This window comes from Chryseobacterium sp. c4a, from assembly GCF_009900745.1.
GTDB lineage: Bacteria > Bacteroidota > Bacteroidia > Flavobacteriales > Weeksellaceae > Chryseobacterium.
The window spans coordinates 1-12844 of sequence record NZ_WXVU01000019.1 but is presented as its reverse complement, the minus strand read 5'-3'; the positions used below and the strand labels follow the sequence as shown (position 1 = coordinate 12844).

The following is a 12844-nucleotide window of genomic DNA, read 5'->3' as shown; positions in this document are numbered from 1 at the left end:
TTCAAATTAAAACTATATTTCTTATTTTTGACCAATGGAAAATTTTATAGTATCTGCAAGAAAATATCGTCCTCAGGAATTTGACACCGTTGTAGGACAATCTCATATTACAGATACTTTAGAACATGCAATTGAAGAGAGTCAATTAGCTCAGGCATTACTTTTCTGCGGCCCTCGTGGAGTAGGAAAAACCACTTGTGCCAGAATTTTAGCAAGAAAAATCAATGAAAAAGACGGATCCGTTTCAGATGATGGATTTGCTTATAATATCTATGAATTAGATGCTGCTTCTAATAACTCTGTAGATGATATCAGAGAACTTATCGATCAGGTACGTTTTGCCCCTCAGGTAGGTAAATACAAAGTGTACATTATTGACGAGGTTCATATGCTGTCTTCTGCCGCTTTCAATGCTTTCCTTAAAACATTGGAAGAACCGCCTGCTCATGCCATTTTTATCTTGGCTACAACAGAAAAACATAAGATTATTCCAACCATTCTATCCCGTTGTCAGATTTATGATTTTAAAAGAATCACCATTGAAGACATTCAGGGACATCTTAGAAATATTGCTCAGAAAGAAAATATCCAGTATGAAGACGATGCATTATACCTGATTGCTCAAAAGGCTGATGGTGCATTAAGAGATGCTCTTTCTATCTTCGACAGACTTTCTACGTTCTCTCAAAGAAATATTACTTTGGCAAAAGCAGCAGAAGTATTAAATATTCTGGACTACGATCAATATCTGAATATTGTAGATCTTGCCAAGGAAAACAAAATCCCTGAAGTGCTTTCTGCTTTCAATGATATTGTTAAAAAAGGCTTCGATCCTCATATTTTCGTTGCCGGCCTCGGAAATCATTTCCGTGATTTAATGATGGCACAAAATACTTCAACCATTGATCTGATTGAAGTAGGAGAGAAGACCAAGTCTAAGTTTGTAGTGCAAGGACAAAAATGGGCCGCCCAACAGCTGATTGACGGAATTGAGATTTGTAATCATGCGGATATTAATTATAAAAATTCCAAGAATCCAAGACTTACTGTTGAAATTGCATTAATGCAATTGGCTTCGCTGACTGCTAATTCAGACGTTACTAAAAAAAAAAATTCCTGATACTGGCTCCGTTTCTCAGTGAGAAGCAGGAGGTGAAAATGCCTGAAAAAGTTCAGGAGAAAAAAGAACCTATCAAGGCAGAACCATCAGTGCCCACTGAAAACGTTCAGGAGAACCCTATAAGTAAAACGACGACCAAGCCTTTATCCAGAACCGGAGTTTCTTCCGGCTTCAGTATCAACTCCTTTTTAAATAAAGAAGAGAAAGTAGATACAGCAGAAGATGTTGTTATAAAAACAGATCATCTTCCCAAAAACCATTTTACAGATACTGATCTGCAGGTGGAATGGAAAATTATGCTTAAACAATTGCAGGTAAAAAATAACTTCGTTTTTAATGCAGTTAAAACTTTTAAACTGGAGAAAAAAGAAGAGAACAAAATCACTGTTTTATTCCCTTCCGACTCTGCAAAAGTGGAGTTTGATAAAATTAGTGGAGAATTTTTTAATCATTTAAGAAGAAAAGTTCAGAACTATTCAATCGAGATAGAATACGTGCGAGACGTTGAAAATCTGAAGATTGAGGTAGTTACTAAAAGAAAAATATTTGAAAAATTCATAGAAAAAAATCCACTTTTGAAAGATCTTGATGATTTAATGAAGTTTGATTTGACATAATTTTTATATATTTGTCAAAGTTTTCTGCGAGAAATAACTTTTCGACAAAAACAAATTATAGTAAGAAACGCTAAAACAAAGACATTTCCAGAACAAAATGGAAAAATTATCTAATACATATCTGTCTTTCTTTGCACCCGCTAATTATTTTAGCGGTTATTTTAGCTTTTCTGCTTCTTATTTTAGAAATTTTAGAACGTATTACCGATTTTATTGGTACTGTTAATAAAATTTCTTTCCAAAAAATACAGGAGAAGTAGAGCCCTTTTATTTTCCTGATTCCTTTAAACAACTTTGAACGGCATTTTTTGAAAAGAATTATAAATTAAATTTTATAATCAAAGGGCTATTGCTGTGAACTTAACAAAAAAATATAAAAACAATAAAATTTAGAATATGAATTTAAAAGATTTAAAAAACGAGTGGATTAGCGGGCTTACACAACCATTAATGATTGCAGGGCCATGCAGCGCGGAAAGTGAAGCTCAGATGCTTGAAACAGCTAGAAGAATTAAAGAGTCTAATGCTCAGGTATCAGTATTCCGTGCAGGAATCTGGAAGCCTCGTACTAAACCGAATGGTTTCGAAGGAGTAGGAGTGATCGGTTTGAATTGGCTAAAAAAAGTAAAAGAAGAGTATGGTTTCAAAACAGCAACTGAAGTAGCTAATGCACATCACGTATTTGCTGCACTAGAGGCTGATGTGGACGTTCTTTGGATTGGAGCCCGTTCTACAGTAAATCCTTTCACGGTACAGGAAATTGCGATGGCTTTAAGGGGAACAGATAAGCCTGTATTCGTTAAAAACCCTGTAAATCCGGATCTTGCTTTATGGGCAGGAGCATTAGAAAGACTTTTAGGTCAGGATATTAAAAACCTGGGAGTAATCCACAGAGGATTTTCAACATACCAAAAAACAAAATACAGAAATAATCCTAACTGGCAGATCGCTCTTGATTTCAAAAGCCAGTTCCCTAATATTCCAATGCTGATTGACCCTTCTCACATTTGTGGTAACAGAACTGGTCTTGCAGATATTACTCAAGAAGCATTGAACGTAGGTTACCAAGGAGCAATCATCGAAACACACTCTAATCCTGATGAAGCTTGGAGTGATGCTGCACAACAGATCACCCCTGAAGTATTGGCCGAGCTAATCGGGAATTTAAAAGTAAGAAGTACAAATCTTGCAGGTTTCGAAGGAGAAATGGGAAGACACAGAACTCTGATCTCTGATCTTGATTTCCAATTAATTGAGCTTCTTTCACAAAGAATGAAAATCTCCGAAAAAATCGGTAAACTTAAAAAGGAAAACGATATCGCGATCTTCCAGCCTGAGCGTTGGAAAGTAATTACAGAATACGCTACTCAAAAAGCAAAAGAAACAGGAATGTCTCAGGACTTTATTGAAAAAGTATTCAAAGCAATTCACGAAGAATCTATTGAGGTACAGAATAATATCATGATTGATAAGAAGTAAATCGCAGACAAAAGATAATAGGAATAGGGCTTAGGGAATATGAATTTAGGAAATTGGAACATTTGTTTTCACCTATATTCTAAACCCTAAGCCCTAATTCCTTATATTTGCATTATATTATCTATGAAAGGAAAAATCATTAAATCTACAGGCAGTTGGTATCAGGTTTTGGAATTGGAAACTAATAAAATTTTCGAGGCCAGAATCAGAGGGAAATTCAAACTAATCAAAACAAGACTTACCAATCCACTTGCTGTAGGAGATTTTGTAGAGTTTCAATTAGAACAGGATGATATTGCGTGGATTACCAAAATAGAACCCCGCATGAATTATCTGATTAGAAAGTCTGTAAACCTTTCAAAAGAAGCTCATATCATTGCTTCCAATATTGATCTTGCGTGTTTTATTTTTACTTTAAAGCATCCGGAAACATCATTAGGATTTCTGGATAGATTTCTGGCATGTTGTGAAGCATACAATATTACTCCTTTAATTCTTTTCAATAAGATTGATGTCTTGCATGAAGAGGAAATCGAAATTGTAAAAGATATTGAGTTCCTTTATCAGGAAATAGGATATGATACCTTGGAGATTTCATCATACTCAGGATTAAATCTGGATCAGCTTCAGGAGATTCTAAAAGATAAAACTTCTGTGTTCTTCGGACATTCAGGATGTGGAAAATCTACATTGGTGAATGCCTTACAACCTGGATTGAATCTGAAGACTTCTGAAATTTCGGATACCCATTTAAAAGGGAAGCATACTACTACTTTTGCACAAATGCATTTCTGGCATTTTGGCGGAAATGTGATTGATACTCCCGGTGTCCGTGAATTTGCGATGATTGATATTGAAAAGGAAGAAGTACAGCATTATTTCCCTGAAATATTTAAAAAGAGAGAAGAATGTAAGTTTCATAATTGTCTTCATATTAATGAACCTAAATGCGCTGTAATAGATGCTCTTGAAACGGGTGAGATTCAGCATTCCCGTTATGCAACGTATATAAAACTGATGGATGAAGCAGAAGAAGCTGCTCAAAAATAATTACAGAATATTTCTATCAATAAATAAGATGCTTTCATATAGTTTATATGAAGGCATTTTTATTATATATACCTAATAGTATTTATACATTACAAATAGAGCCTTAGGCTATCCAGCTTAATTAAAATAAAAGAGAGTTTATTATTCAACAATCAGAATCTGACTTCAGAAGTGGGAAAGGCAAAACCTATTTTAGCTGTTTTTTATTTTACATTGTGATGAAAGTGATTTTTTTATAAAAAGTAGTTTCCAGATCTTATTGCCATTTTTTTTGGCTAGAAAATAATTGATTTTCAAAATAACTCTACTTTTTGTCATGGTGTTTTTGGTGAATAACTCCACTTTTTGAGGTTGAAATTATTCGAGATCAAAAAATATTTAAAAAATATCAATTATTTCATTGATTGAAATAGAAGCAATACTATATTAATATGTTTTTATATGGTTTTCAATTTTATCAAATTATCAAAAAAATGATTGATTTTTTACAAATAAAAAACCCAGCCGAAGCTGGGTAAAAACTAATAACCATGAAAACTCAAATTAAACATGAGAATCGTAATAGAATTAACAATTACTGTGCCAAAGTTTGGTTCATGATTTCTTAATAAAAGTTATTTTTATGTTAAAAAAAATTAAAATAAAAATCAAAGATATTTTTTGTAATTTTGCACCATTAAAAAAATATACATTTATGTCTAACATTACATTCACTATGATTAAGCCTGATGCAGTTGCTGACGGACATATCGGTGCAATATTGGGTAAGATTGCTGAAGGAGGTTTTAAAATCAAAGCTTTAAAATTAACTCAGCTTACAGTTGCTGATGCAAAAAAATTCTATGAAGTACACGCTGAAAGACCATTTTATGGTGAATTAGTAGAGTTCATGAGTTCTGGTCCTATCGTAGCTGCAGTTTTGGAAAAAGATAATGCAGTTGAAGATTTCAGAACATTAATCGGTTCTACTAATCCTGCAGAAGCTGCAGAAGGTACAATCAGAAAAATGTTTGCTAGAAGCATCGGAGAAAATGCTGTTCACGGTTCAGATTCTGACGAGAATGCATTAATCGAAGCTCAGTTCCATTTTTCAGGAAGAGAGATTTTCTAAGAAAATTATCTTACAAAATAAAAGATCCGGAGAATAATTTCTCCGGATTTTGTTTTTTATAGCAATAAGCTTTTGCACCATCTTACAAAAACAAAATATTGAATGATAAATTGTTGTACTTTTAAGCTGTAAATAAATGGAACGTTTATTGCAAAATTTTCTTAAAAAAAACAATTATGAAAATTCCAGCATTATTAATGGCGAGCTTATTGGCAGTGGGGGTTTCTGCACAAAGTACAAAACCTGCTACAAAAACAAAAAAGCCAGTGAAAAAAGTAAAAAAAGTGGCTCCTATTCCTGAAAGCCCAGAAAAACCCAAGCCTATTACTCCAAAGGCGGTTGCTAAAAGAGATACAGTTAGGATTAAAGGTTTTTCTTGTCCGGCTTGTGGTAAGGGATAGGATATGGGAAAGCCACTGTTAGGATTATCTATGATGGCAGAAGCAGAATTTGTTTCTGCTGTTTTGCCATTGCTGCAAAGCAATTCTGTTGAAGTGTTCGAATGGTCATTTGATACATTCTATAATGCAGAAGAGCCAGGTTGGCTGAGTGATCTATTAAACTTTTATGCCGGAAATAATCGTCTGATTGGGCATGGGGTTTACTATTCGTTATTTGATGCCCTTTGGAATGAAAGACAGGAGATCTGGTTGGGAAAATTAAGAGATGAGCTTCGTAAAAGAAAATATAATCATATCACGGAACATTTCGGTTTCATGAATACCGAAAACTTTCATGAGGGAGTGCCATTACCGGTTTCTTTGCATTCAAAAACACTAGAGATTGGAAAAGACAGACTTCATAGGTTACAAGACGCTGTACAGGTTCCTGTGGGTATAGAAAACCTTGCTTTCTCATTTTCTCTGGATGATGTGATGGAGCAAGGGTTATTTCTTGATAAACTTACAGAAGATTCTGATGGATTCCTGATTCTTGATCTTCATAATATCTATTGCCAGGCTTGTAATTTTAAAGTGGGAATGGAGGATATAATCAAACTATACCCATTAAATAAAATTAAAGAAATTCATCTCTCAGGAGGAAGCTGGCAGGAGAGTATATACGGAAAGAAACCTATACGTAGAGATACTCACGATGATATAATTCCTGAAGAGATCCTGTCTATATTGCCTTTCGTTTTATCTCAATGTAAAAATCTGGAATACGTTATTATTGAAAGACTTGGACATACGATCGATACAGAAGAAAAAAGAAGTGACTTTTTGGATGATTTTAGAAAGGTTAAAATGATAATAGATTCCATGGACTGGAAGATTTTTGATAGAAATTCATGGATCAAAAAAGAAATAAAAATTTCAAAAAAACCTTTAGAGGATAAGGGTTTGTATGATGAACAGACATTGCTTACAAAATTATTGTTTGATCATGTCAATGTTGAATCGATCAAAAATCATGAATTTCATTATTTTAAAACAAAGGATTGGGATCCGGAAATGATTCTCACAGCTCAGAATATTATCAAAAAATGGAATCCATATTAAAACTGATAATCACAAACCAAATTATATGAAAATGACAACTGTACTATTAATCATTACGGCGGTGCTTACAGCTCTTATAGCTGGACTTTTCTATGCTTATTCATGCTCTGTAGTTCTTGGATTGGGAAAATTATCTGATGCCGAATATCTGAAAGCAATGCAGAGTATTAATAAAGAAATTTTAAATCCTGTATTCTTTATGAGTTTTATGGGAACTGCCATTCTTCTTCCGATCTCTACTTTCTTTCTAAGAGGGGAGCAGTCTGTTTTTATTTTTCTTTTACTGGCAACATTGGCTTATCTTATAGGTGTTTTCGGAGTTACTGTAGTTGGAAACGTTCCTATGAATGACCAACTTGACCAATTTGATATTTCCGGATCTGCTACAGAGGCTATTAAACAAATGCGTGACAATTTTGAAAACAGATGGAACTTTCTGAATAATATAAGAACTGTTTTTTCAGTGATCAGTATAACATTGGTTGTTTGCGGCTGTATTTGGCATAAAGAGTAGTATTGATTCTGTAATAGGTGGAAATACCCAGGTTGAAATTCCGTATTTTTACGGATTGACTGAAGTTGATTTTATTCAGATCTTTGTGTTGTTAGTAAGGAGAAATTTAGACATTAAATAATTTTGAAAAAAAATTAATAACCAAGACGACTCAAATTCTATTGAAAAAGGCAGTTCCATCGGAACTGCCTTTTGTCTTCTTAAACTTATATTTTTTAGATCTTTAAAAGTTCAATAGTTCTTTCCGGGCTTTCAGCAGAGAATACAGCATTTCCTGCAACCAATACATCGGCTCCAGCTTCGAATAACTTAGAAGCATTGTCAAGATTTACTCCACCATCTACTTCAATAAGGGCTGTTGAGTTATTGCTTAAGATTAAATCTTTTGTTTCTGCGATCTTTTTATATGTGTTTTCGATGAATTTCTGTCCTCCAAATCCTGGATTTACACTCATTAATAATACAAGATCTACATCTGCAATGATATCTTCAAGCATTAAAACAGGAGTAGAAGGATTTAAAACAACACCAGCTTTTGCTCCTTTGCTCTGAATGTGGTGAATCGTTCTGTGAAGGTGAGTACATGCTTCATAATGCACAGAAACAAGGTCAGCACCATGGTTGATGAATTCATCAACATATTTTTCCGGTTCAACGATCATCAAGTGAACATCTACGAATTTTTTAGCATGTTGCTGAACAGTTTTCATTACCGGAAAACCAAATGAAATGTTAGGGACAAATCTACCGTCCATTACATCAATATGGAACCAGTCTGCCTGAGATCTGTTCAACATTTCAATGTCTCTTTGCAGGTTCCCAAAGTCTGCGGATAAAAGGGATGGAGCAATAAGCTTCGTTTTCATTTTTACTTTTTACTTAATATTAGATGTTAGAATAAAGAGAAAAGAATAAAGACACTTGATGTTTAATCATGTATGACTTTAAGTCTTTTCTCTTTACTCTTTGTTCTTTCTCCTATTAATGATATTTCAGTTTCATTTCCGGTTTAATCTTCAGAACTGTTTCGTAGATCAGCTTGATAACATTTCCTACGTCTTCTTTAGAGACCATTTCAACTGTTGTATGCATGTAACGCAAAGGTAGGGAAATTAAAGCACTTGGCACCCCGCCATTAGAATGAGCAAAAGCATCCGTATCTGTTCCCGTAGCTCTGCTTGCAGCTGCTCTCTGATAAGGGATCTTTTTAGTTTTTGCGGTATCAATAATCAATTCTCTAATGGTGTGATGAACGCTTGGTGCAAAGAATACAACCGGGCCTGCACCACATTTTTGATCTCCTTCTTTCTTTTTCTCGATCATTGGAGTAGTGGTATCGTGAGTAACATCAGTTACAATTGCAATATTAGGTTTGATCGTGTCAGCAATCATATCTGCGCCGTACAGACCTACCTCCTCCTGAACGGAATTGGTGATATAAAGACCAAATGGAATTGATTTTTTGTTTTCTTTTAAAAGTCTTGCCACTTCAGCAATCATAAAGCCTCCGATTCTGTTGTCAAGAGCTCTGCAAACAAAATATCTGTCATTCATCTCGAAGAACTCATCAGGATAAGTAATCATGCATCCTACAAAAATTCCCATTTCTTCTACTTCTTTTTTAGAAGTGGCTCCGCAGTCTATGAAGATGTTTTCTATTTTAGGGGTAGGTTCATTTTGATTTGTTCTTGTATGGATTGCTGGCCATCCGAATACTCCTTTTACAATTCCGTTTTCTCCATGAATGTGTACTACCTTTGATGGAGCAATAGTCTGATCCGAGCCTCCGTTTCTGATAACATAAATAAGTCCGTCATCTGTAATATAGTTAACATACCAGGAGATTTCATCAGCATGGGCTTCAATCACTACTTTAAATTCTGCTTCAGGATTGATGATGCCATAACATGTTCCGTAATGATCTACTTCAATTTTGTCTACATAAGGTCTGATGTAGTCCATCCAAACTTCTTGTCCTTTGTGTTCGTAACCTGTTGGTGATGAAGTGTTTAGATATTTTTCTAAAAATTTCAAAGATTTCTTTTCAAATTTCATAAAAAGGAATGATTTTTGCGTTTAATTTTTGTTCTTATAAGTGTAAAAATAATGAATTTTAGTAAGATTATCTGTCTTTTTATGTTCTTTTTTGGAGTCAGTGTTTTTGGACAGAAGGATACCGTGGTGGCAAAACCATTGAATCAATACCCCGCTGAATCTTTGAAAGTAGATGAATTTGGTAATAAATATTATTACGACGAACAGCAGAAAGTTAAGATCTATGAAGTTAACGGAGAGCCTGTAGTGGTGATGGATGAATTGGTTTTGGTGAATAAACCAAGGTTTAATAATCAATTGGATAAGAATTACTATTATTTCTTAAATAAGAAGTTATATAGAGTATATCCGTTATTTGTAACTGCTTTACAGCAATACAGAGACATTCAAGTAGACATGAATGATTTGGATAATAAGGCAAAGAGGAAATTTGTAAGAGAAAGACAAAATATGCTTGCTGATCAATATGAAAAGCAGTTAAGAGATCTTACCACTACCGAAGGGCAGGTTTTTGCCAAACTGATGAACAGAGCTACAGGTAAAAATGTGTACGAGATCATTAAAGAATTAAGAGGAGGGTTTAGTGCCTTTTGGTGGAATTTGAAAGGGAAAATGGCTGATATTGATTTGAAAGAACGATATGACCCTCATAAAAATAGAACCGATGAATTTGTAGAATCATTATTGCAGTCTAATTGGAATTCAGGGTATTTGAAACCTTATCCGGGGGCAAGTGATTTTAAAGTCAAAAAATAATAAAATAAAATTCCTGTAAGATCACTTACAGGAATTTTTCTTTTAATTTATCAAATACGATTTTATCGATAGGAAGAGGAAAAGGATTGTCTGGTCTGTCAATGTCCATCCATTCTGTTTTTTCGATACATGGATCCAAAATAAGAAACTCTTTTTCATCCACAATATTTACTATATAATATATGGTAAGAAGTTGTTCATTTTCTCTGAAGCGAGAAACCAGAAAATTTTCCTGGGTATAGAAGTGTTCTACAATATCTACTTTCACATTCAGCTCTTCATCGAATTCGCGGTGCAGACATTCCAACGTTCCTTCACCATACTCTAATCCGCCACCTGGAAATTTCACTAAAGGTTCACCTGCATATTCCTCAAATAGAGTCAAAACTTTTTTATCTTTTACTGCACAGCCATACACTCTAATGTTGATCTTGTCTATCATATATATAATGTATAATATTTTGTATAGCTAAGGTAAGGAATTTTTGCGAGGAGAATATTGTTGAAAGGGTAAAAATAAAGAGAATACAACTTATTTTTAACCCTTAGTGATTTTATAGTTTTATGGCATTGATCATCTCTCTTTTCCCTGGAGGCCCTTGTTTTTTTTCTACTTGAAAATTAAGCTCCTTTAGGATTCTTCTTACACTGCCTTTAGAAGAGTACGTCGTTAATAATCCGTTAATGGCCATTTTGTCAGTTACCAATTCAAATAGGGGCTTTTCCCAGAGGTCTGGTTGTGCTCTTGCACCGAAACAGTCGAAATAAACAAGATTGATGGCAGGCAGATCTATGTTCTTTAGGTCGAAAAAGTCACATTCTATCTTTTTAAGGTTGAATCCACTAATGATTTCTACTGACTTTTCCCAATCTGATAGATGAATTTTCTGATAAATATTTTTAAACTCTGGGTTATCAAAAAGCTCAAAGTACGCTAAATCGTTAACTTCGGATTCATTTATGGGGTATTTTTCCAGCGAAAAATAATTAATGACATGATTTTTGTCAGTTTTTAAATATTCATTAATTGTCACTAAAACATTCAAACCTGTTCCAAAACCTAGTTCTAAAATATTAATTTCGTAATCATTTACTAGATTTAATCCATTTTTGATAAACACGTGTTCTGCTTCCTGAAGAGCACCGTTGTGAGAATGGTAATTTTCATCTAAATCACTGATAAATAGTGTTTTACTTCCGTCTTTTGTGGTCTTAATTTCTCTTTTCAAGCTAATTTTTTGTCAAATTTACTCTAAAATTTTTATATTTAGAAAATTATGTTAAATTTGTAGAACATCGTAAAAATTTTAAAAAATGATAATTCAAAAAACTGAAAACTCCAGAATTTCTACATTTGACCCAAACAATTTTTCATTTGGTGGTACCTTCATAGATCATATGATTATATGTGAGTACGAAAACGGAAAATGGGGTGATGTAAAATTAGTTCCTTATGGTCCAATACCATTTACACCTGCTATGATGGGAGTAAACTATGGGCAAGCTTGTTTTGAAGGTATGAAAGCCTATAAAGACAAAGACGGGCAGGTTTTCCTTTTCAGGCCTGAAAAGAATTTTGAACGTATCAATAAGTCAGCGAAGCGTCTTGCAATGCCTGAGGTGACTGAGGAAATGTTTTTAGACGGATTAAAAGCATTAGTGGATATCGACAGAGACTGGATCCCTCAAGGAGAAGGTATGTCTTTATATATCAGACCATTGATTTTTGCTACAGAAGAAGCTTTGAAAGCAAGAGTTTCTGAAAAATATATGTTTGCTATCGTAGCAACACCAGCGAAAAGCTACTACTCAGAGCCGGTATCTGTAAAAATCTCTGATCATTATTCAAGAGCAGCAAACGGAGGAGTAGGTTCTGCTAAAGCAGCAGGTAACTATGCGGCTTCTTTCTATCCAACGCAATTAGCTATTGAAGAAGGATATGAGCAAATCATCTGGACTGATGATGCAACTCACGAATATTTCGAAGAGAGTGGTACTATGAATGTGTTTGTAAGAATTAACGATACAATTTATACACCACCAACATCTGAGAAAATCCTTGACGGAGTTACAAGAGATAGCTTTATCCAATTAGCTAAGAAAAGAGGAATCGAAGTAAAAGTTGAACCAATTCCAGTAAAAACTGTAATAGCAGCATTGAAAGATGGTTCTCTTAAAGAAGTATGGGGAGTAGGTACTGCAGTAGTAACCACTCAGTTCCAGGCTTTAGGATATGAAGGTGAGAAATTAGCACTTCCAAGATTATCTGACGAAGAAAGCTATGCTGCTATCCTTAAGAAAGATTTAGTAGATCTTCAAAACAACCTTTCTGAAGATCCATTCGGATGGAGAGTTGTAGTAGATCACGCTCTTGAAACAGTTTAATAGTATTTAAATGAGTCGTCCTAAAATAGGTTGACATAAATTAAACAATATTTAATCCGGAGAGATATTTTATTTCTTCGGATTTTTTATGCACTTTATCTGGCGTTTCCATATTAAGACTTAAATGTGGTCTTTTAGTATTATAAAGATAAATACTTTCTTTTACTAATAAGTTTAGATCTTGAATATTCTTTGTTTTAGAAAAAAGGAATTCTTGTTTCAATATTCCATTAACCCTTTCTGCTAGCGCATTTT

The 12844-nt window shown here is 34.1% G+C and carries 15 protein-coding genes; 10 read left to right on the top strand and 5 right to left on the bottom strand.

The window, feature by feature from the left end; all coding sequences use genetic code 11:
• Nucleotides 1–34 precede the first annotated feature (34 nt).
• The 8 genes from dnaX to GTR01_RS20260 all read left to right on the top strand — a co-directional run bounded on the left by dnaX (nucleotide 35) and on the right by GTR01_RS20260 (nucleotide 7393).
• The gene (dnaX, locus tag GTR01_RS20295; protein WP_160139549.1) at nucleotides 35–1120 is read left to right on the top strand and encodes a DNA polymerase III subunit gamma/tau; all 1086 of its coding nucleotides are present in this window, start codon (nucleotides 35–37) and stop codon (nucleotides 1118–1120) included.
• A 38-nt stretch (nucleotides 1121–1158) separates the two neighbouring features.
• A complete protein-coding gene (locus GTR01_RS24685) occupies nucleotides 1159–1737 on the top strand; it encodes a hypothetical protein (RefSeq protein WP_228452295.1) in 579 nt (192 codons plus the stop codon).
• A 396-nt stretch (nucleotides 1738–2133) separates the two neighbouring features.
• Entirely contained in the window at nucleotides 2134–3216 is a 1083-nt protein-coding gene (locus GTR01_RS20285; RefSeq protein WP_160139548.1) for a chorismate mutase, read from the top strand.
• Between the two features lie 123 nt (nucleotides 3217–3339).
• Nucleotides 3340–4266 (top strand): ribosome small subunit-dependent GTPase A, encoded by a 927-nt coding sequence (gene rsgA / locus GTR01_RS20280; protein WP_160139547.1) that lies wholly within the window; start codon nucleotides 3340–3342, stop codon nucleotides 4264–4266.
• A gap of 694 nt (nucleotides 4267–4960) precedes the next feature.
• A complete protein-coding gene (locus tag GTR01_RS20275) occupies nucleotides 4961–5377 on the top strand; it encodes a nucleoside-diphosphate kinase (RefSeq protein WP_034722935.1) in 417 nt (138 codons plus the stop codon).
• Nucleotides 5378–5553: 176 nt separating this feature from the next.
• Nucleotides 5554–5778 carry a hypothetical protein gene (locus GTR01_RS20270; protein WP_160139546.1) on the top strand — a complete coding sequence of 75 codons (225 nt, stop codon included), beginning with the start codon at nucleotides 5554–5556 and terminating at the stop codon, nucleotides 5776–5778.
• 3 nt (nucleotides 5779–5781) lie between these two features.
• Nucleotides 5782–6879, top strand: coding sequence for a DUF692 family multinuclear iron-containing protein (locus GTR01_RS20265; protein ID WP_160139545.1), 1098 nt, complete (start codon nucleotides 5782–5784; stop codon nucleotides 6877–6879).
• A 25-nt stretch (nucleotides 6880–6904) separates the two neighbouring features.
• Entirely contained in the window at nucleotides 6905–7393 is a 489-nt protein-coding gene (locus tag GTR01_RS20260) for a DUF1772 domain-containing protein (protein WP_160139544.1), read from the top strand.
• A gap of 215 nt (nucleotides 7394–7608) precedes the next feature.
• Here GTR01_RS20260 and rpe read toward each other — a convergent pair whose 3' ends face one another.
• Together rpe and GTR01_RS20250 are read right to left on the bottom strand one after the other, a co-directional pair.
• Entirely contained in the window at nucleotides 7609–8259 is a 651-nt protein-coding gene (gene rpe, locus GTR01_RS20255; RefSeq protein WP_065397539.1) for a ribulose-phosphate 3-epimerase, read from the bottom strand.
• A 115-nt stretch (nucleotides 8260–8374) separates the two neighbouring features.
• Nucleotides 8375–9448, bottom strand: coding sequence for a M28 family peptidase (locus GTR01_RS20250; protein WP_160139543.1), 1074 nt, complete (start codon nucleotides 9446–9448; stop codon nucleotides 8375–8377).
• Between the two features lie 51 nt (nucleotides 9449–9499).
• Here GTR01_RS20250 and GTR01_RS20245 point away from each other — a divergent pair, with 51 nt between their 5' ends.
• Complete coding sequence (locus GTR01_RS20245) at nucleotides 9500–10204, top strand: DUF4294 domain-containing protein (protein WP_160139542.1); 705 nt, start codon at nucleotides 9500–9502, stop codon at nucleotides 10202–10204.
• Between the two features lie 25 nt (nucleotides 10205–10229).
• On the opposite strand, the gene GTR01_RS20240 is transcribed toward GTR01_RS20245, so the two are convergent.
• Nucleotides 10230–10646: an NUDIX domain-containing protein gene (locus tag GTR01_RS20240; protein ID WP_160139541.1), complete on the bottom strand. Its 417-nt coding sequence runs from the start codon at nucleotides 10644–10646 to the stop codon at nucleotides 10230–10232.
• Between the two features lie 112 nt (nucleotides 10647–10758).
• Entirely contained in the window at nucleotides 10759–11433 is a 675-nt protein-coding gene (mnmD, locus tag GTR01_RS20235; RefSeq protein WP_160139540.1) for a tRNA (5-methylaminomethyl-2-thiouridine)(34)-methyltransferase MnmD, read from the bottom strand.
• An 85-nt stretch (nucleotides 11434–11518) separates the two neighbouring features.
• Between mnmD and GTR01_RS20230 the strand changes: the two genes are divergently transcribed.
• Complete coding sequence (locus GTR01_RS20230) at nucleotides 11519–12589, top strand: branched-chain amino acid aminotransferase (RefSeq protein WP_160139539.1); 1071 nt, start codon at nucleotides 11519–11521, stop codon at nucleotides 12587–12589.
• A gap of 40 nt (nucleotides 12590–12629) precedes the next feature.
• On the opposite strand, the gene GTR01_RS20225 is transcribed toward GTR01_RS20230, so the two are convergent.
• The coding region (locus tag GTR01_RS20225; RefSeq protein ID WP_160136968.1) for an integrase core domain-containing protein at nucleotides 12630–12844 on the bottom strand (215 nt) is incomplete at its 5' end.

Excerpts from the sequence above, each read along its gene's own strand:
- rpe (WP_065397539.1), bottom strand. The coding sequence starts at position 8,259 with ATGAAAACGAAGCTTATTGCTCCATCCCTTTTATCCGCAGACTTTGGG.
- GTR01_RS20265 (WP_160139545.1), top strand. The coding sequence starts at position 5,782 with ATGGGAAAGCCACTGTTAGGATTATCTATGATGGCAGAAGCAGAATTT.
- GTR01_RS20240 (WP_160139541.1), bottom strand. The coding sequence starts at position 10,646 with ATGATAGACAAGATCAACATTAGAGTGTATGGCTGTGCAGTAAAAGAT.
- GTR01_RS20260 (WP_160139544.1), top strand. The coding sequence starts at position 6,905 with ATGAAAATGACAACTGTACTATTAATCATTACGGCGGTGCTTACAGCT.
- GTR01_RS20285 (WP_160139548.1), top strand. The coding sequence starts at position 2,134 with ATGAATTTAAAAGATTTAAAAAACGAGTGGATTAGCGGGCTTACACAA.
- GTR01_RS20250 (WP_160139543.1), bottom strand. The coding sequence starts at position 9,448 with ATGAAATTTGAAAAGAAATCTTTGAAATTTTTAGAAAAATATCTAAAC.
- GTR01_RS20270 (WP_160139546.1), top strand. The coding sequence starts at position 5,554 with ATGAAAATTCCAGCATTATTAATGGCGAGCTTATTGGCAGTGGGGGTT.
- dnaX (WP_160139549.1), top strand. The coding sequence starts at position 35 with ATGGAAAATTTTATAGTATCTGCAAGAAAATATCGTCCTCAGGAATTT.
- rsgA (WP_160139547.1), top strand. The coding sequence starts at position 3,340 with ATGAAAGGAAAAATCATTAAATCTACAGGCAGTTGGTATCAGGTTTTG.
- GTR01_RS20275 (WP_034722935.1), top strand. The coding sequence starts at position 4,961 with ATGTCTAACATTACATTCACTATGATTAAGCCTGATGCAGTTGCTGAC.
- GTR01_RS24685 (WP_228452295.1), top strand. The coding sequence starts at position 1,159 with ATGCCTGAAAAAGTTCAGGAGAAAAAAGAACCTATCAAGGCAGAACCA.
- GTR01_RS20230 (WP_160139539.1), top strand. The coding sequence starts at position 11,519 with ATGATAATTCAAAAAACTGAAAACTCCAGAATTTCTACATTTGACCCA.
- GTR01_RS20245 (WP_160139542.1), top strand. The coding sequence starts at position 9,500 with ATGAATTTTAGTAAGATTATCTGTCTTTTTATGTTCTTTTTTGGAGTC.